Here is an 18,710-nt window from a genome sequence, read left to right on the forward strand (position 1 = left end):
GCCCGCCCTACTCGCCCTTGAAGCGCAGGCCCGCGGTGAAGCCCATCGGGTTGGCCTCGAACTCCGCGGCGGTGGCCTCATCCAGGGCGGCGAACTCGGCGTCGTCGTCGGGCAGGGGCTCCTCCTCGCCGAAGATCGCCTCCATCTCCTGGGTGTCGCCGACCCCCAGGTAGGCCTGCTCGTCGCGATGCCGGGGCAGGACCGTGCTGACGTAGTCCGCCACGGCCGCCTCCATGGAGACATCATGCTGGCGGGCCTCGGACATGTACCAGCGGTGCTCGAGGATCTCGTGGAAGATCTCCGCGGGCTCCAGCTTGCGTCGCATCTCGGCGGGCACCGCCAGGATGGTGGGCTCGAAGACCTCGGCAAGCCAGGAATGGGCCACCAACTCGATCGGGTCCTCCTTGCGCCCGGTGATCGTCCGGTAGGCCTCCAGGTCGTTGAGCATGCGCTGGCCCTGGCGCTCCTGGACATCCAATCCGGTCAGGCGCATCACCTGGCGGTGATAGTGGCCGGCGTCGACCACCTTGGGCTGGATGGACATATGCGACCCCGAGGCATCGGTGCTCATCGTCAGCTCGCCGACGTCGTAGCCCAGCTCGTTGAGCTTCTCGATGCGGCTGCGCACCCGCCAGCGCTCCCCCATGGAGAAGGACTCCTCGGCGGTGAGCACCTCCCACAGCTCGAGGTAGCGCGAGACGATTCGGTCACCCACCTCGATGGTGTCCACGGTGGGCTCCAGCAGGGCGCCGGCCTGCAGATCCATGAGCTCGCCGATGATATTGGTGCGAGCCACGTCGATGTCGTAGAGGCGCTTGCCCTCGGTCAGGCCCTCGGTGTGCAGCTCGCCGGTCTCGGCGTCCACCAGGTAGGCGGCGAAGGCGCCCGCATCGCGCCTGAACAGCGTGTTGGACAGCGAGACATCCCCCCAGTAGAAGCCCAGCAGGTGCAGGCGCACGAGCAGCACCGCCAGGGCGTCGATGAGCCGGGTGGCCGTCTCGGGGCGCATGTACTGACTGAACAGCGCCCGGTAGGGAAGGGAGTAGGACAGGTGCTCGGTGACCAGCACCGAGTTCAGCAACTCCCCGCCCCGGCTGGTGCGCCCGGTGATGACCGCCGTCGGCTGGACGCAGGGCGCCCCCAGGCGCACCAGGTCCCGCAGGAGCTCGTACTCCCGGTAGGCCACGGACTCCCCGATCTCCTTGACCGCGATCACCCGCTCGGAGAGGTTGACGAAGCGCACGATATGCCGCGACAGGCCGCGCGGCAGCGCCGCGAGGACCTCAGGGGGCCACTCCTCCAAGGGGATCTCCCACGGCAGATCGAGCAGCGCCGGGTCGATGGTGGCGGCGGTGATCTGCATGGACTGCGGCATACGGCGATTCTCTCAGGAAACGATGACGGTGGCGCGTTGGCCGCGCGGATCGAGACAGTGACTCAATCCTGGCCGGATCGGCGCAGGAGACGCGGCAGGGGCGCGGGCGCCCCGAGGCCGAGGCCCCGCGCGAGATCCTGGCCTGCGGCAGTGGTGGCGGCCTCATCGAGGCCGACCACGTCGGCTCCGCATGAGGACCTGCCGTGCTGGCAGATCACCGCGCCGCGCTCGCCTCGACTGGTGAGCACCGCGAGTGAGAGGCAGCTCTCGGGGGTCTCGAGGATGAGCACCGGCTGGTCGCTGTCCAGGCAGAGCCGATCGGTGGAGTACCCCACCATGGCCCACAGGGACAGGCGACTCACGGGGGCCTCCAGTACGGTCCGGCTCCGGAGGCGGCCCGCGGTGCGCAACTGCACGCCCCGGGCGCCGGCAACGAGGAGACAGGGGCGACCGCGGCTACTGCGGCGCGCACCACTGATCCCCCGGGGCTCGACGGCGACGACCGGCAGGACGAGGACCCGCTCGCCGATCTGGCCGGAGTCCTGTCCGCTGCGGCGCATCTCCCGGCGCCGACTCCGTTCCAGCCGGCGCCAGCCGACATCGGACTCGAGATGCAGGAGCACATCGATGAACACCCAGGAAATGAGGAGCAAGGTCGCCATGGCTGCGAAGTAGGCCAAGAGATCCATATCGCTCGCCCGGGCTGCCAGCCAGGCCGCGGTGCACAGCGCTGCCTCGGGGACCCCGACGAGGAGCACGCGCAGCAGGACTGCCTTGAGCACGCTCCCCGCTTCCCCCAGGACCAGGATCAGGATGAACATATAGGTGAGGAGGATGAAGGCCGCCCCTGCGTTCATGAGCCTCTCGCTGGCGACCGCCCATCCCCAGGCCACCAATGCCCAGGGACCGACCAGCAGCAGCACCAGGATCATGCCGAGAGCGAGCCTCGTCATCCACCGGCGCAGAGCCGACGGAGCCTCATCCTCCACGGGGCGGGCAACAGGTGCGTCCTCCCACTGGTGAGCGGTGTCGTGCCAGGCCTGCGCCCTGGCCTTCTTGACCCACTCCTCGGTGTTCTCGGTCAGGACAACGCGGCCTTCCTCGTTGTCGATGAGGAGCCCGCCGACTCGGGAGACCAGGGTGTCCAGGCCGTCCTGCAGTCCCGAGGGGGCCGAGTACCAGTTGGACATCTCCAGGACGTAGGAGTGGGTGAAGGTCGCCAGTACGTCCCGGGGGATCGGGAGCGGAGGGGTGACGTCCGCGTCCTCCTGCATCGTCTCCATGATCGTCTCCCAGTACGCCTCATCATCCCACCAGTCCTCCCACCACAGTCCCGACCAGTCCCTCCTGGGCCCGAGGAGGCTGTCGTCGAGGGCCAGCGGGTGGATGCGGATGGTGTGGAGGGGATGGGAGAAGGTGAGGCTCCCGTCGTCGGGGGACTCCTCGAAGACGAGATCGGGTCCGAAGGCCACGGCGAGGTCGGTCAGGGTGATGGGACGCACCAGGTGCAGCTCGTACTCGCTGAGGATCTCTGGCTCGTTGACGATCATGGCTGTTCCGGCGCTCCGGGAGTCGGGAGGAGACAACAAGGGAGGGTGGGGGAACGAGGGCGGGGGACAGGGGAAGCGGGGACGGGGGGAACGGGGACGGGAGAAGGAGAGGGAAACGAGCGGGAGCCCCGCGCTGGGCGGGGCTCCCGGGTGCCGGCACTGCGCGCCGGCTGAGGCCTCCGATCAGACGGGCAGGCGCTCGCCGGTGGATGCGGAGAAGATGTGCTCCTGACCGGGGCGGATGCGCACGTAGACGGTCTCGCCGGGCTCGGGCGCGGTCCGCGGGGGAACGCGCACGATGATCTGGCTGGAGTCCTCGCCCGAGCCGAGCTTGGCGTCGGAGTCCTCGGCGCCCACGAGCTCGCCGTAGATGTAGGCGTCCGAGCCCAGCTCCTCGACGAAGGACAGGCGCACCGGGATGGAGTGCTCGTCCTCGGCGGAGACGACGTCGAGGGACTCGGGGCGGAAGCCGATGGTCACCTTGCCGCCGTCCTCGGGCTTGATGGCGTCCAGGGTCGCCTTGGACAGCTGGATCTTGGCCGCGCCCACCGTGGCCACGTCGCCCTCGACCGTGAACTGGCCCAGGTTCATGGCCGGGGAGCCGATGAAGCCGGCGACGAACTCGTTGGCGGGCTTGTCGTACATCTCGCGGGGGGTGCCCACCTGCTGGAGGATGCCGTCCTTGAGCACCGCGATGCGGTCGCCCATGGTCAGGGCCTCGGTCTGGTCGTGGGTGACGTAGACCGTGGTCACGCCCAGGGAGCGCTGCAGGGAGGCGATCTGGGTGCGGGTCTGGACGCGGAGCTTGGCGTCCAGGTTGGACAGGGGCTCGTCCATGAGGAAGACCTTGGGCTTGCGCACGATGGCGCGGCCCATGGCCACGCGCTGGCGCTGACCACCGGAGAGGGCCTTGGGCTTGCGGTCCAGGTACTCGGTCAGGCCCAGGATCTTGGCGGCCTCCTTGACCCGCTTGTCGATCTCCTCCTTGGGGGTGCCGGCGATCTTCAGGGCGAAGCCCATGTTGTCGTGCACCGACATGTGCGGGTAGAGGGCGTAGTTCTGGAAGACCATGGCGATGTCGCGGTCCTTGGGCTGGACGTCGGTGACGTCACGGTCCCCGATGAGGATGCGACCGGAGTTGACGTCCTCCAGGCCCGCGAGCATGCGCAGGGAGGTCGACTTCCCGCAGCCGGAGGGGCCCACGAGCACGAGGAACTCGCCGTCGGCGATCTCGAGGTTGAGGGCGTCCACACTGGGGCGGTCATTGCCCGGGTAGACGCGCGTAGCGTTCTCAAAGGTCACGGTAGCCATATGCTGCTATCCCTTCACTGGCAGGTACGTGCCAGACGATCCGTAGTGAAAGGTGCCGATGCGTGTCCGCATTGACACGGCGCCGGGCCTCGGATGCCGGGCGACGTGCACATCCTGTCATACGCACCGAGGATTCGCCAAGCCTATCCGCCTTATTGCACGCCATGCGACCCCCTGGCCGACGCATCGGCGCAGGCCGGCGGTATTGTGCAGAGACCTCCTTCACAGGACTGCGGCCAACCGGGCATCGCCGCCTTCGTCCGGGCGCGCGCATGGGCGGTACTGTGGAACCCATGACGCAGAACCCAGATGTGCGCTCCAGCGGGCTGACCATGCTCAGCGGCCTGCGCGCTGGCACCCATCTGGGGGGCTACCGGCTTCTGCGGCGCCTGGGCGCCGGGGGAATGGGCGTGGTCTGGGAGGTCGTCGACGGCGGCGGCAAGCATGTGGCGATGAAGATCCTACATCCGCAGATCGCCGCCGACCCCACCGCGCGGCGCCGCCTGGATCGCGAGGCCAGCGTGCTGGCCCGCGTGCGCGACACGCGGGTGGCCCGCATCCTCGACATCGAGACCGGCGACGACGAGGAGAGCGGCGCGGGGGTCACCTTCGTCATCACCGAGCTGGTCGACGGCCCCACCCTCCAGCACGAGGTCGACCACGAGGGCGTCTACGACCTGGGCACTGACGCCCGCGACCTGGCCGATCTGGCTCACGGCCTGGTCACCGCCCTGCGAGCGGTCCATGACGCCGGTGTCATCCACCGCGACCTCAAGCCCTCCAATGTCATGCTGGGCGCGCAGGGGCCCGTTCTCATCGACTTCGGCATCGCCCAGGTCGCCGACGACGTCCGCCTGACCCAGACCGGTCAGGTCACCGGCACCCCCGGCTTCATCCCCCCCGAGATGCTCGACGGCGGGGAGCCCACCCCCGACGTCGACTGGTACGCCTGCGCGGGGGTGCTCCTGTTCACGGTCACCGGTCAGGCGCCCTTCGGCTCGGGGGCGTGGCAGGTGGTCTTCCGCCGCGTGTACGCCGGCACCCCGGAGCTGGGCAGCCTGCCCGAGGAGTGCCCGGCCCTGGCCCGGGCCTTCACCGCCGCCCTGGCCCCCGATGCCAAGGACAGGATCAGCCCCGATGAGCTCGTGGCGGTCCTGGACGAGATCGCCGAGGGCGGCACCGGCCAGGAGGCCCTCGACAAGGTCCTGGGCCCCGAGGAGGAGCTCGATGAGGGCTCGGCCGGATACGGCATTGTCTCCGGCTCGGATCAGGCCTCCAGCGCGAGCAGCCCGGTTTCGACCGCGGCGGCCTCCTACGGCTACGTCGCCGGCTCGGGGCGCCCGGCCGCCTCAGCGCCTCAGCCGCAGACCCCGCCGCCCTCCATACCTCCCCGCATCTCACCGGTCGCCTCCTCCGGCCCGCCCGCCGCGCTGCGGGCGATGCCCGCCCCAGTGGCCCCGGTCCCCTCGACGCCCCCGCACGGCCTGGTGCCCCCGCAGGCCGCCAACCCGCATTACACCAGCCCGCAGCCCGCAGCCCCGCCGGCCGGCCCCGCATACACCGGGCCCTACAGCGTCATGCACCCGGCCTCGACCGGCCCGATCCACTCCGGGGCCCTCGCCCCGCCGGTCTCCTACGCCCCGGGACCCGCAGCGGCGCCGCAGGGAGCCCTGCCGGCATGGGCGCGCGAGCCGGACCGCCATCCGGTCGTGATCGCCGTCCTGCTCCTCTTCATCACGGTCCTGGGCGTGGTCGCGCCGTTCTGGGTGATGATCATCATGTCCGGCGTGGTGCTGCTCCTGGGGACGGCCGGGCGCGCCCAGGACGCGCGCCGATGGAACCGCCTGGAGCGCGGCTCAGTGGCGCCGGGTGATACCTCACGCATGTGGGCCGCCATGCCCTGGTACTTCCTGCGCTCCCTCGTGGCGACCTTCTTCGCGGTCATCCCGGCCGCTATCGTGGCCGGGGTCCTGCTCTACGTCACCTTGACGCAGCAGGCGACGCTATTCGAGTCCATGCCCGTCATCCCGCGCATCATCCTCATGCATATCATCTGGGTGGCGGGCTATCTGGGGGTCCTCTGGCTGGCGCCCTGGAACTCCCCCGCGCGCCGCGGGGGCGCCCAGGCAGTGGGGCTGGTGGCCTCCAGCCCGTCATCCAGTCGCGCGACGGTGCTGCTCTTCCTGGGGCTGTCGGCGCTGCTGCTCGCCCTGGAGTTCACCGGGCAGATCCCCACGCCGTCCCTGAGTCCCTTGAGTTGATGGTGGACCTGGTGACCCCCGGCACCCAGTGGTGCAGCTGCTGCGCTGTGGGCCGGAGCTCAGCGGGCAGGCTCACGCGCCGCGGTCCGCGCTGGGCGGGCAAGGGTGATTTTCTCGTCCACTTCAGGCAAGATATCCACGACATCTGCAGGTCGGTCGCGCAGCAGCGGGTGATGCCCGTGATGACGCGCTCCGCCGCACCATCATCCAGGAGGATCGATCCGTGAGCTCCCAGAAGCCCCGCCCCACCAAGGCTCAGCGCCGTGAGGCCGCCCGAGCCCAGGCCAAGGCCCTGCGCGAGGAGGAGGAGCGCCGGGCACGGCGCGCCACCATCACGCGCCGCAGCCTCATCGGAGTCGCGGGCGCAGCCGTCCTCGGCGGAGGCGCCTGGTGGGGCTACAAGGAGATCACCAAGCCGGAGGACCCCCCGATCAAGCCCGCCGGTCAGGGCATCATGGAGGTCAAGGCCGATCGCAGCGGGGTGCCCAAGCCCGTCCTGGTCGACGGCGCCTGGACCCACGGCAGCAAGGGCGCTCTGGACTCGGTCGTCAGCGCCGCCCCGGTGCTGGACATCTACTTCGACTACGCCTGCCCCCACTGCGCCACCTTCGAGACCATGCACGCCGAGGAGATCGGCACGCTCCTGGAGCAGGGCAGCATCACCCTGGTCCAGCACCCCGTCCGGCTCCAGGCCCCCGAATGGGGCGATATGGCCATGAACGCCATGGGGCTCGTCCTGGACAAGGCCCCGGAGAAGTCCCTGGCCTTCCACACCCAGGCCATGGCGGTCTTCGGTCGGGCCGTCCAGGCCCAGGACCAGTCCCTGCTGACCCTGGAGAACCTCGTGGCCGCGGCCACCTCCGCGGGCGTGCCCTCCTCCGTCTCCGACGGCTTCAAGGACGCCATCAAGGGCAATGACTACAAGCAGTGGATGGAGCTGAGCAACAAGGCCTTCCAGGAGCGCGGCCTGAAGGGCACCCCCACGGTCTACTTCGACGGCGAGAACATCGATCTGTCCACCCTGCAGACCCCCACGGCCCTCACTGAGCTCATCAACGGCGCCTCGCCGCAGGCCTCCGGCTCAGCCTCCCCCCAGCCCGGGCAGCCCGCATCGCCGGATCAGGAGCAGCCGACGCAGGATCCCACCGAGCAGTCCGGCGAGCAGTCCGGCGAGTAGCCCGGTAGCAGCCCGGTGGGCGCCGCCCCCGCATCGTGTGCCACACTGTCCCGTGCGGCCGCGCGATGCGGTTGCGCCGCTTTAGCTCAGTTGGTAGAGCAGCTGTCTTGTAAACAGCAGGTCGTCGGTTCGAGTCCGACAAGCGGCTCCACATCCACAACCCCACCGCAGAGAGAGGCATGAGCGCGATCGCCACCTCGCCGTCGTCCCTCTGCTCCCTGCACAGCAGCGGGGCCTGCGGCTCCTGCCCCCATCTGGATGCCCCGTACACGGCTCAGCTGATCGACAAGCAGGAGCGGGTCGCGCGCCTGCTGGCCGCCCACGTGCCGCGGGGAGCCTGGGCCGCGCCCCAGGCCAGCGCGCCCACCGGCTTTCGCAACAAGGCCAAGATGGTGGTGGCCGGCACCACCGCGCGCCCGACCCTGGGGATCCTTGACGCCACGGGGGCGGGGGTCGATCTGACGGACTGCCCCCTGCATGTCCCGCCCATCAGGGCCGCGCTGCCCGTGCTGGCCGACCTGATCCGCGACCGCGGCATCGCCCCCTATGACGTGCCCACGCGCCAGGGAGAGCTCAAGCACATCCTGGTCACCGCCTCACCCGACGAGGACCTCATGGTCCGATTCGTGCTGCGCTCGCGCCATCATGTGGAGGACCTGCGCGCCGCCCTGCCGCGCCTGCGCGAGGCCCTGCCCCAGCTGGCAGTGCTCAGCGCCAATATCCAGGGCGTCCACCAGGCGATCATCGAGGGCGATGAGGAGATCGTGCTCAGCCAGGAGGACCGGCTTCTCATGCGCCTGCCCCTTGCGGACGGGCGGGGCCGCGACTGGGGCAACGGTGACGGCGGGGCAGAGGAGCTGCCCCTCCTGCTGCCCACGCGCTCGTTCTTCCAGACCAACACGGCGGTGGCCGCATCCCTGTACGCCACCGCCCGCCACTGGGCGCAGGGGCTGAGCCCGGGCACCGTGTGGGACCTGTTCTGCGGGGTGGGCGGCTTCGCCCTGGCCCTGGCCGCCCCGGGGCGGCGCGTCCTGGGAGTGGAGGCCTCCGCACCGGCCATCGCCGGGGCGCGACAGGCGGCGGCACTCATGGGCCTGGGGCCGCAGGAGGTGCGCTTCGAGGCGGGCGATGCCCGCGTCCTGGACCCCGGCGCCCAGGGCCCCGACCTGCTCGTGGTCAACCCGCCCCGGCGAGGGATCGGGGCGGAGCTGGCAGGGCGCATCGAGGCCAGCCGGGCCACGGGAGTCCTGTACTCCTCATGCAACCCTGTGACCCTGGCGGCGGATCTGGAGCGCATGCCCTCCCTGGGCGTCGCGCGCGCCCGCCTGTTCGACATGTTCCCCCACACCGATCATGCCGAGGTGCTCGTCGAGCTGGCCCGCCGTTGGCCCTCCCGGTCGTGAGGCCCCGGGGGCCTCAGCGCATCAGGGACGCCAGGGCCTGGCGGACCTCGGCGAGGCGCTCCTCGATCCGCTCGGGCTCATAGGGGATCTCCAGGTCGCGCAGGCTCCCGGCCAGGTCGGCCAGATCGCGGGCCTCGGGGAAGCCGTCGCGCACCAGGGAGCGGGCGGTGCGCACGGAGATCTCCTGCGCGGCGCCCGCATCGGCGGCAGCGCCCAGGAGGTCGAGCAGCGGGGCGTGGGTGTCGGTCAGGGCCTTGGCCACGGTGTCGAGCTCGCCACCCACCAGCTCACTGCGGGCGGCGAGCAGATCGATGCGCTCCACCAGGGCGCCGGCGTCCTCGTGCAGGGCGGTGCACAGCTCCTCCAGGGAGCCGACGGCGTCATTGGCGTCCACCTCATCCTCCCCCTGGATGATCTGCAGGGAGAACATGCCGGCGGCGAGGTTGTGCAGGCGCAGCAGGGCGATGCCGAAGCGCACGGCATCGACGTCGGCCCGCAGCTCGGCGACCTGGCCGCGCAGCGGGTGCAGCTGCTCGTGGCACTCCAGGACCAGGTCATCGACCGTGGCGCAGCTCGTGGCCACGTCCTCGGCCTCGGGGCCGGCCCCCAGGCGCTCGACGTCGCTGACCGCGGTGCGCAGGGCGGCGCGCAGCTGGCCCAGGCGCTGGGACAGGGCGTCGATCTCCTCGGCGCGCCGATCGAGCAGGCCCACCAGGCGCCGTCCCTCATCGAGGACTCCCATGAGCTCGGAGGTGTCCTCCTCGATGGCGTTCATGGCATCCAGGATCCGGGCCACGGGGCCGTCCCCGGCCCGGTGGTCGGGGATGCCGACCCCGGAGGCCAGCAGGGCGGCGACCTCCTCGGGCAGGATCTGGCGGGTGAAATCGGCGGCGTCGCGGTACCCCAGGGACTCCAGCTCGGCGTGAAGGGCCGCCTGGCCCGCGGTGGCGGCCTCCCGGCGGGTGGAGCCGGCGGCGGTGGAGGACCGCTCGACTTCGAGGATGCGCGCGTAGGCGCCCTCGACCTGATCGCGCAGATCGGTGAGCATGGGCAGGGTGCGCACGGACAGGTAGCCCGTCCCCGAGGGGACGATGGTGGCGAAGACCCGGTAGTGGCCGCCGTCGGCGGAGCGGTTGGTGATGTAGGCGCAGGCCGCGCCACCGGCCTCGATGGTCTCCCAGACGCTGCGGAACAGCCCGGCCGGCATGTCGGCGTGGCGCACGACGTTGTGCGCCCGGCCCACAAGCGTGCCGCGGGGGTGGCCCGACAGTCGCATGAAGGTGGAGTTGGCGCGGCGGATGCGGCCCTGGGAGTCGGTGGTGGAGAAGAAGAGCTCGTCTGAGCCGAAGAGGTGCTCGACCATGAGTGACCTTCCGTGACGGCGCTGGTGTTGGGGGTCCGGGGAAAGGCTACTCGCGCTGGCGCCGGGCGGGCCACCGGCGGGCCCGCGCGCTCCCCGCGCCCCGGCGACGGAGCCGGCCGTCTCCGCTCCCCCTTCGCCACTGCCAGTACCGGGGGTAGGCTCCTGATCGGCAGTCATCACCGACACCCCGGAGGGACCCCATGACCGTTGAACTCGTCACCGCTTCCAGCCCCGAGATCGTCGAGGCCATGGAGCGGCTCATCCCCCAGCTCTCCCGCAGCGCCCCGGCCCTGACCGCCGAGCAGTGCGAGGAGCTCATCGCGCAGCAGGGCGTCTACCTCTTCGTCTACCGGCCCGACACCGCCGAGGGCCCCGCCCCGATCCTGGGCATGCTCACCCTGGCGACCTTCATGATCCCCACCGGCCTGCGCTCCTGGGTCGAGGACGTCGTCGTGGACAGCCAGGCCCGTGGGCAGGGGGCCGGACGAGCCCTTGTCGAGGCCGCCGTCGAGCATGCCGCCTCGGTCGGCGCCCGCACCGTGGATCTGACCTCCCGCCCCTCGCGCGAGGCCGCCAACCGCCTCTACCAGCGCTCCGGATTCGAGCTGCGGGAGACCAACGTCTACCGCCACGCCCAGTGAGGCGGTCAGACGCGGCGAGACGGCGCCGGATACCGCGCTGACCTGACGCCCCGGGGGCGTGAGCGGGGAGTCCCGCTCACGCCCCCGGGGCGCTCTGGTCATCCTGCGGACCGGACCCGGGATCAGGGGACCTCAGCCGCGGCGACGGCGCCGCAGCAGCACGCCCCCGGCGACAAGCAGCGCTCCCGCCCCGATCAGCCAGGGCAGGGCATCGCCACCGGCCTGGGCCAGGACGGATCTGCCATCGCTCTGAGTGGCCTTGGCGTCACGGGCGCCGTAGGCGCCGCCGCCGGTTCCCGGTGCGCCGCTGGAGGTCGCCCCCGGCCCGCTCGACGCCGTCGGCTGCGCGGTCGTCGTGGGCTGCACCGTGGGATTGGGCTGGACCTGGCAGTTGGCCCCGTAGGCCGAGCAGGGATCCTTGGGCAGGGTGTCGGCGAAGCCCAGGCCATCGGTGGCCAGCAGGAGCGTGGAGTCGAGCTGGCCGTCGCGGGTATCGGCGATGGAGATCGAGACCCGGACCGTCTCACCCGGCGTCACGGCCGCCTGGCAGGCCATGGTGGGGGTGTAGCCGTTGAAGGCCACATCGATGCTCCCCAGCTGGTGGCCGGAGATATTGGGAACGTAGTACCCGGCATTGGATGCCTCATTGACGGTGCCGGCGTTGACGGGGGTGTCCGTGCCCGGCACGAGGGCGCAGTTGGTCCCGTTGACGTCGATCTTGACCACGTCCTTGAAGCCCTGGGACTGCCAGCTGCCCTTGTTGGGGTTGCCCGCGCCCGAGCCGCCCTCGCCCGCGTACTCCTCGGAGCCGAACTCGTAGAGCAGCACCATGGTCGAGCCCGTGGCGGTGACATCGAAGGACAGGGTGGCGGCGTCGTAGGTGTCCTCGCCGGCCAGGGTGGACAGGCCCTCCTCGCCCGCGCCGCCCAGGTCGCCCGTGGTGGTCAGCTTCTTGTTGGGGCCGAGCACGGAGGACATCTCGAAGTCGACGTCGGAGTCGGCCTGGGGGTCGGGGTCGATGAGAGAGCCCGTGGTCAGCGCGACTCCGTCGGTGATGGCATGACTGTCACCGGGCAGCCCGCTGACAGTGCCCAGCTGGACGTCGAGCCCGGAGACGGTGGCGTTGGAGACGCTCACACCATCACCGGCTATCTTCTCGGCCAGGGCCTGCGCGGTCACCGAGCTGTCGCGCATGGAGGTTGCGCTCTGGCCCTCGGAGGCCAGGGCGGGGGCGGAGACGCTCAGACTCGCCGCCAGCAGGCATGCTGCTGAGACGAGCGCACGACGCCGCGGTGTGCGATGGGATCTCGTTGGTTGCAGGGGCACGATCATCTCTCCAGTCCTCTGGCTCCGGCGCCGAGGCGCGCCAGGCGCAGCGCGCGTCGGTTGCGCGCCTGCCATTGATCCGTGGGCTCAGCGGAGAGCCGGATTGAGTTGGGACGTGATGGAACCTGGGAGGCCGACCACTCACGGAGACGTGAACAACACTGTAGGCACAGGTGTGCGCTCGCCGCAGAGTAGTCGCATGATCAATCACGAATTGACCAGGAAGAAGGAACAGTGATGACCTGGACAAACATGACCGTTTCGTGATCTGCATCTCATCTTGATCACGGTCGTCGATTCGCTCGGGGTTGTTGGGGCCCGCTGGCTGGGGTACCGTGGTGGGCGGGAGTTCGACGAAGAAACCGCTCACGGGTCGCCACACTGTCCCCTCAAGAAAGTGACAGCGATCGTGACACGCATCCTTCGCACGCTACGCCGTGCGCGCCGCAGAGGTGCGGCCGCCGTGCTCGCCGTGCTGCTGACAACCACCTCGGCCGTCGCCGTGGCGGCTCCGCCGGACGACGCCGATCCCCAGGCCCAGGAGGCAGCGCAGCCCGCGGCCTTCACCCCGGACAACTCCGGCTGGCCCAACGCCACCCAGCACTCGCAGGCCGCCTACCCGGTGGACTCCGAGTTCACCGCCAAGTGGACCCGCGCCGACGCCATGCAGATCAAGCGGATCTCCGATCCGCAGGCGCCCTCGGGCAGCTCCTCCCTGCCCCAGGACTACACGATGCCCAACATCGACAACGGGTTCCCGACAACGAGCGAGGACGTGTGGGTCTGGGACACCTGGACGCTGACCGACGCCGCCGCCAACCAGATCTCCTACAACGGCTGGGAGGTCATCTTCGCCCTGGTGGCCGACAGGCACGCCGGCTACACCTTCGATGACCGGCACACCAACGCGCGCCTGGGCTACTTCTACCGCAAGGCGGGCACGGAGACCTCCGCGGAGGGCGGCGCCTCGGCCTCCAACGGCGAGTGGATCTACGGCGGGCACGTCTTCCCCGACGGCGCAACCGGCGCCATCTTCGATGACCAGGGCTACTCCCACCAGACCGAGTGGTCGGGATCGACCCGTCTCATGGAGGGCAACAAGCTGCGCACCTTCTTCACCTCGGTGGCCTTCTACCGCGATGCCGGCAACGAGAAGGCCGCTGACCCGCATATCGTGCAGTCCGAGGGTCGCATCTACGCCGATGACAACGGCGTGTGGTTCACCGGCTTCCGCGACCAGCACGACCTGCTGGTCCCCGACGGCCACTACTACCAGTCCAACGTGCAGAACCCGTACGTGAACTTCCGCGACCCCTTCACCTTCCGCGACCAGAACAACACCTCGGACACCACTGACTACATGGTCTTCGAGGGCAACAGCGCCTACGCGCGCGACGCCTCCTTCTCCGAGGCCGCGGCCGCGGCCGGGCACAACTCGACCCCGGCCACCTGCACCGAGGCCGACCTGGGATACCAGGACGGCGATCCCCAGGCCGAGACCGTCGATGCGGTCAACGAGGCCGGCGGCTACTACCAGTTGGCCAATGTGGGGCTGGCACGGGCGACCAACAAGGCCATGACCTCGTGGGAGTACCTGCCACCGCTGCTGAGCGGCAACTGCGTCAATGACCAGACCGAGCGCCCGCAGATCTACTTCCAGGACGGCAAGTACTACCTGTTCACGATCTCCCACCGCAGCACCTATGCCAGCGGCATGGACGGCCCCGAGGGGGTCTACGGCTTCGTGGGAAACGGCCTGCGCTCGGACTACCAGCCGATGAACCAGTCCACGGGCATCGCGCTGGGCAACGAGGTCAACCTCAACTACAACGCCGGCACACCCTATGAGCCGGATTGGAACCAGAGCCCGTATGAGTTCCAGTCCTATTCGCACTACGTCATGCCCGGCGGCCTGGTGGAGTCCTTCATCGACTCCATCGGCGGCAACCATGACAACAACCCCACTCGTGGCGGCTCCCTGGCCCCCACGGTCAAGCTCAACATCTCCGGTGAGAACAGCACCGTGGACCGTGCCTACGGCCATAACGGCCTGGGCGGCTTCGGCCATATCCCGGCCAACACGGCCCGGTCCAATGGTGGGGACGTGCGCACGGACCGCACCTACTGGACGGGCAAGTAGCGCGCCGCGGCATCCGACCGCGCTCAATGGCCGGGCCCCGCAGCACGCCAGTGCTGCGGGGCCCGGCCCTGAGGCGGGGGGGTCCCTCAGGGCGCCTCGACCTGGGCGACCGGCGTCAGGCTGCCGGTCAGGACGCTGACCGTCCCGGTGGCGCCCAGTGCGATGCCCTGAGCCTGGGCATCGTTGAAGACGAGGAAGCTGCCCACGGTGGCGCCGTCGTCGACGAAGACCTCCAGGCTGGAGCGGTCCAGCAGGACGCGGAGCCTCGCCTTGCCGTCCACCGGCGTGTAGGGCACCTCGCGGCGCAGCGCGAAGTCAACCTCCTGGGCGCCCTCCTCGCGGTTGGCGACCTTCTCCAGGTCCCCCGCGCTGCGGTCGAGGTAGAACACGGAGTGGGCGGTGTCCACGCCCACCCGCACCTCCGAGCCCGTGGCCGAGGTGCTGGAGCCCTCCGAGCGCGCCAGGCTCAGCCAGGCGTCCTGCGCCTGGGAGACGTCCAGCTCGACATCGATCTGGACGCAGCGCCCGGTGCCCAACTCGCTCACACCGTCCTTGGCGCTCATGCCCGCCAGGTCGGCGGACTCCTCCAGGAACGCCTCGAGCTCGGGCACGGGCACCTGGCGCAGGCGGCGGACGCCGTCGACGCGCGTCAGGCTCAGCTCACGGGGCACGCTCATCTCCCCGTGCCAGCCCTCGGTGGGCAGTGAGTAGGGGTAGCGCCAGTTGCCCATCCAGGCCATCCACACCCGGCGCCCCTCGATCTTCTCGAAGCTCTGCGCCGCGTAGAAGTCCTGCCCGGCATCGGTGAAGCGGATCTGGTCGTCCTCGGGGAAGAAGGTGGTGCCGTCGAAGTCCCCGATGAAGTACTGGGCGGTCGAGCCCGCGGTCTCCTGGTTGTCCCCCACCGAGACGGTCATGACCCAGCGGACCTCGTCATCGGTGACGTCCTTGAGCGGGAAGAGGTCGGGGCACTCCCACACGGCCGCATGCGACCCCTGGTCCTGGCCGAAGCTGGAGGCCCAGGTCCAGGTCTTGAGGTCCGGCGATCGGTGGATCTCGACGTGGTCGCCGGCCGAGACGATCATGACCCAGGACGTGGAGCCCTCGTGCCAGAAGACCTTGGGGTCGCGGAAGTCCTTGCGGCCATCATTGGCGATGACGGGGTTGCCCTCGTAGCGGGTCCAGGTGCGGCCCCGGTCGGAGCTGTAGGCCAGCGACTGGGCCTCTCCCCCGGTGGTGGAGGTGTAGAGGGCGACCAGTCCCCCATCGGGCAGGAGACCCGAGGTGTTGGCCCCGTCCACGACGCAGCTGCCGGACATGGCCAGGCCCAGGTCATCATGCTCCAGGGCGGTGTCCAGCGGCTCCCAGGTCATGAGATCGGTGCTCACCGCATGCGCCCAGGTCCCATCCTGCTGGTGGAAGAGGTGGTACTCCCCCTCGTACTCCACCAGGCCGTTGGGATCGGCCATGTTCCCGTCCTGCGGGCTGTAGTGGTAGGCGGGGCGGAAGGGATCCTCCGGATCGTGGGTGGTCCCGTCGGTCGGCGGCGCGGCCGTCGCGCTGGGCCCGGGCGACGGCGTGCCGCTCGGACCGGGACCCGGCCTGCCGTCGATGCAGGAGCTCAGGAGCAGGCCTCCCGCCACGGCCGGGACCCCTGCGGCCAGGCCCGCGAGGATTCGACGCCGTCGCCACCCGCCGGTGGGGACGGCCGCCTCCCGACCGGGGCCGGGAGGCTCTATGTTGGCGGAGCGTGACGTGGTCATGACTGTCTCCAACTCGTTGGTGAATAAGACCGCCCCGGGAGCACCCGGCCCCGGCCACCATCCGGCGGCGCTCCCGGGGCGCTTCGCGACGCATCATGCATGAGCCTCATGTAACGATAAGATATCGTTCCAGGGCTTCGTCCCGGCGGCAACCGCAGGGGCTGCTCTACAGGAGCCGATCCACCAGGTCGGCCAGGCTCTCCACCGTCTCCTCGCAGTGCTCGACGACCTCCGGCGGGGACCAGGGCAGGGCGAAGGCGTGATCGGCCACCTGGTGCATGGGGATGTCGTTCCAGGAGTCCCCGATGGAGAAGGTCTCGATCCTCTCACCCGCGCAGGCGCCGCCCGGCCCCTGCAAGGAGCCCACCAGGCTCTCCAGCCCCACCCCCTTGGAGGCGCCGGCGGGCACGACGTCGACGAAGTCCTGGTTGCGGAAGCCCACGGCCCTGCCGGCCCATCGCTGATCGACGTGCTCCAGGGCCCGCTCGGCCATCCCCTGGTCGGTGAATCGCAGGGGGACGCCGATGAGCTCGCGCCCCTCCAGGTCGGCCGGGGTGCCGGGGGTGAAGAGGTCCAGCAGCACGGTGGTCGAGCCGATGGTGTCGTACAGGAGCAGATCCCCCTCCAGCGTGGTGGCGAAGACGGCCACGCCGTCGCGCCCCCGCAGAAGATCCAGGAGGTCGTCGGCCACCGTGCGGGGCAGGGTGGCGGCCTCCAGCACTCCCAGGCGCGCATCGGTGAGAACCGCGCCGGTGTACAGGATCGCGTAGTCGAAGGCCGGCCCCGGGGCCACCTGCTTGAAAGCCCCCAGGGAGCGCCCGGTATTGACGGTGAGGAGGTTGCCCGCCGCGCGCCAGCGCTCCATGGCCTCGAGGTCGCGCGAGCCGATGCGCGCATTGAAGACCACCGTGCCGTCCAGGTCGGTGGAGATGAGCTTGGGGGTCACTGATCCTCCTCGGTCCTCGTCGCTGGCCACCTGCGCGGCTCGGGCACGCGCGCGCTCGGCGCGGGTGGTTGCGGCGCTGAGCCGCCCCTCACTTCTCCTCGCCGGACTTATCCGTGCGGGATCCGTTCTTGCTGGATCCGTCCTTGCGGGATCCGTCCTTGCGAGCCGCGCGCTCCTGGCGCTTCCTGGCCCACTCGGCGTGCTCCTCCAGGGCCTGTCGGGAGGAGTCGGTGAGGATCTTGTTGTCCTCCAGCATGCCCTCGGCGCGCAGCACCATGAACTCCAGGTACTCGGGGTTCCTCGTGCGCTCGTACTGGCGCCGGGCCTCGTTGAGATCGGAGAAGTCACGGCGGACCTGGTTCTCGATGAAGGCCCGTCCCCCCATGAGGAAGATGGCCAGGACCAGGACGAAGATCGAGCCGATGCCCTTGGTCAGGGGGTAGAGGACGCAGGCGAGCACCATGAGCCAGGTGACGTGGACGCCCACCGAGCGGGTGTAGCCGCGCGAGCGTCCATCATCGCCGGTGGCCCAGGCCCGGATCTTCTCCCGGCCCCGAGGGTCTCCCCCGTTGAACCATTCGCGCACCCGTGAGATCACGGCGCCTCTCCTTCCAGGATGCTGTCGATGAGCTCTGCCATGGATCCTACGGTGAGCTCGCAGGCCGCCGTCACCTCTGGTGGGGACCAGGGCAGGGCGACGGCGTGGTCGGCCACCGCGTGCATGTCCAGATCATTCCAGGAGTCCCCGATGGTCCATACCTCCAGGTCATGGCCGGCCAGGGGGCCCTGGAGCAGGGCGGTGAGCCCGGAGCCCTTGGTGGCCCCTGCGGGGACGAGATCGAGGAACTCCTGGTTGCGGTGGCAGTCCAGGATGCCGGCCCAGCGCTGGGTCAGGTCGGCCTGGAGGCGGTCGCGAGTGGCGTCGTCGGCCACGCGCATGGGGACGCCGATGAAGCGGTGGCCCGCCATCTCCTCCACGCTCATCTCGCTGAAGGTCGCCAGGATGGAGGACACGCCTCCGATGTTGTCCGCCAGGATGTAGTCGGTCTCGATGGTGGTGGCGAAGGTGGTCACGCCGGGGATATCGACCAGACCGGCCACGATCTCCTGGGCCACGCCCTCGGGGATGAAGCGGGCCCGCAGGACCTCGTAGTCGGCGTCGATGAGCACCGCGCCGGTGAAGACGACGCCATAGTCGAAGACCACCCCACTGGGCCCCAGGACGTCGCGGGTGGCGAAGACGGACTTGCCCGTGTCCACGGCCAGGAGATTCCCGGCCCGGCGCCAGCGCTCCATGGCCTGGCGATCGGACGGTGGGACGCGGCGATCGAAGACGATGGTGGCATCGAGGTCGGTGACCAGGAGCCGGGTGGGCTGGGCGGATCGGGTGGGTCGCGCAGCGGGCCCCGCCTGCGCTTGAGGTCCAGGTGCTGCTGGTGCCACGGTGGTTCCTC

The 18,710-nt window shown here is 70.1% G+C and carries 14 protein-coding genes and 1 tRNA gene; 6 read left to right on the forward strand and 9 right to left on the reverse strand.

The genetic code is table 11. The features are described 5' to 3' along the window. Positions 1–7: 7 nt before the first annotated feature. The 3 genes from EL266_RS00945 to EL266_RS00955 all read right to left on the reverse strand — a co-directional run bounded on the left by EL266_RS00945 (position 8) and on the right by EL266_RS00955 (position 4,236). Positions 8–1,375 carry a DUF4032 domain-containing protein gene (locus EL266_RS00945; RefSeq protein ID WP_026427828.1) on the reverse strand — a complete coding sequence of 456 codons (1,368 nt, stop codon included), beginning with the start codon at positions 1,373–1,375 and terminating at the stop codon, positions 8–10. Between the two features lie 62 nt (positions 1,376–1,437). After that, positions 1,438–2,961: a hypothetical protein gene (locus EL266_RS00950; protein ID WP_126412035.1), complete on the reverse strand. Its 1,524-nt coding sequence runs from the start codon at positions 2,959–2,961 to the stop codon at positions 1,438–1,440. Between the two features lie 147 nt (positions 2,962–3,108). After that, entirely contained in the window at positions 3,109–4,236 is a 1,128-nt protein-coding gene (locus EL266_RS00955) for an ABC transporter ATP-binding protein (RefSeq protein WP_026427826.1), read from the reverse strand. Positions 4,237–4,529: 293 nt separating this feature from the next. Here EL266_RS00955 and EL266_RS00960 point away from each other — a divergent pair, with 293 nt between their 5' ends. The 4 genes from EL266_RS00960 to EL266_RS00975 all read left to right on the forward strand — a co-directional run bounded on the left by EL266_RS00960 (position 4,530) and on the right by EL266_RS00975 (position 9,077). Beyond that, positions 4,530–6,497 carry a serine/threonine protein kinase gene (locus tag EL266_RS00960; protein ID WP_026427825.1) on the forward strand — a complete coding sequence of 656 codons (1,968 nt, stop codon included), beginning with the start codon at positions 4,530–4,532 and terminating at the stop codon, positions 6,495–6,497. Positions 6,498–6,720: 223 nt separating this feature from the next. Continuing rightward, on the forward strand, positions 6,721–7,674 hold the full coding sequence (locus tag EL266_RS00965) for a DsbA family protein (protein ID WP_026427823.1): 954 nt from the start codon (positions 6,721–6,723) through the stop codon (positions 7,672–7,674). Between the two features lie 75 nt (positions 7,675–7,749). Next, positions 7,750–7,825: transfer RNA gene (locus EL266_RS00970), tRNA-Thr, on the forward strand. Between the two features lie 28 nt (positions 7,826–7,853). Continuing rightward, complete coding sequence (locus EL266_RS00975; RefSeq protein WP_026427822.1) at positions 7,854–9,077, forward strand: methyltransferase domain-containing protein; 1,224 nt, start codon at positions 7,854–7,856, stop codon at positions 9,075–9,077. Positions 9,078–9,090: 13 nt separating this feature from the next. On the opposite strand, the gene EL266_RS00980 is transcribed toward EL266_RS00975, so the two are convergent. Next, positions 9,091–10,440 (reverse strand): PAS domain-containing protein, encoded by a 1,350-nt coding sequence (locus EL266_RS00980; protein WP_026427821.1) that lies wholly within the window; start codon positions 10,438–10,440, stop codon positions 9,091–9,093. 200 nt (positions 10,441–10,640) lie between these two features. Here EL266_RS00980 and EL266_RS00985 point away from each other — a divergent pair, with 200 nt between their 5' ends. After that, positions 10,641–11,081, forward strand: coding sequence for a GNAT family N-acetyltransferase (locus EL266_RS00985; protein ID WP_026427820.1), 441 nt, complete (start codon positions 10,641–10,643; stop codon positions 11,079–11,081). Positions 11,082–11,213: 132 nt separating this feature from the next. On the opposite strand, the gene EL266_RS00990 is transcribed toward EL266_RS00985, so the two are convergent. Next, entirely contained in the window at positions 11,214–12,413 is a 1,200-nt protein-coding gene (locus EL266_RS00990) for a choice-of-anchor L domain-containing protein (RefSeq protein ID WP_034515529.1), read from the reverse strand. Between the two features lie 403 nt (positions 12,414–12,816). Here EL266_RS00990 and EL266_RS00995 point away from each other — a divergent pair, with 403 nt between their 5' ends. Beyond that, a complete protein-coding gene (locus EL266_RS00995) occupies positions 12,817–14,547 on the forward strand; it encodes a glycoside hydrolase family 68 protein (protein ID WP_084501080.1) in 1,731 nt (576 codons plus the stop codon). An 86-nt stretch (positions 14,548–14,633) separates the two neighbouring features. Here the strand turns inward: EL266_RS00995 and EL266_RS01000 are convergent, their stop codons facing one another. The 4 genes from EL266_RS01000 to EL266_RS01015 form a co-directional block, all read right to left on the reverse strand. Beyond that, the gene (locus EL266_RS01000; RefSeq protein ID WP_034515528.1) at positions 14,634–16,310 is read right to left on the reverse strand and encodes a glycoside hydrolase family 32 protein; all 1,677 of its coding nucleotides are present in this window, start codon (positions 16,308–16,310) and stop codon (positions 14,634–14,636) included. 166 nt (positions 16,311–16,476) lie between these two features. Further along, entirely contained in the window at positions 16,477–17,256 is a 780-nt protein-coding gene (locus EL266_RS01005) for an HAD-IIB family hydrolase (RefSeq protein WP_026427817.1), read from the reverse strand. Positions 17,257–17,344: 88 nt separating this feature from the next. After that, on the reverse strand, positions 17,345–17,854 hold the full coding sequence (locus tag EL266_RS01010; protein ID WP_051281406.1) for a hypothetical protein: 510 nt from the start codon (positions 17,852–17,854) through the stop codon (positions 17,345–17,347). Beyond that, complete coding sequence (locus EL266_RS01015) at positions 17,851–18,618, reverse strand: HAD hydrolase family protein (protein WP_026427816.1); 768 nt, start codon at positions 18,616–18,618, stop codon at positions 17,851–17,853. Before EL266_RS01015 ends, EL266_RS01010 begins: the two co-directional genes overlap by 4 nt. Between the last annotated feature and the right edge of the window lie 92 nt (positions 18,619–18,710).

Source organism: Actinomyces slackii (assembly GCF_900637295.1).
In the GTDB taxonomy this organism is placed as follows: domain Bacteria; phylum Actinomycetota; class Actinomycetes; order Actinomycetales; family Actinomycetaceae; genus Actinomyces; species Actinomyces slackii.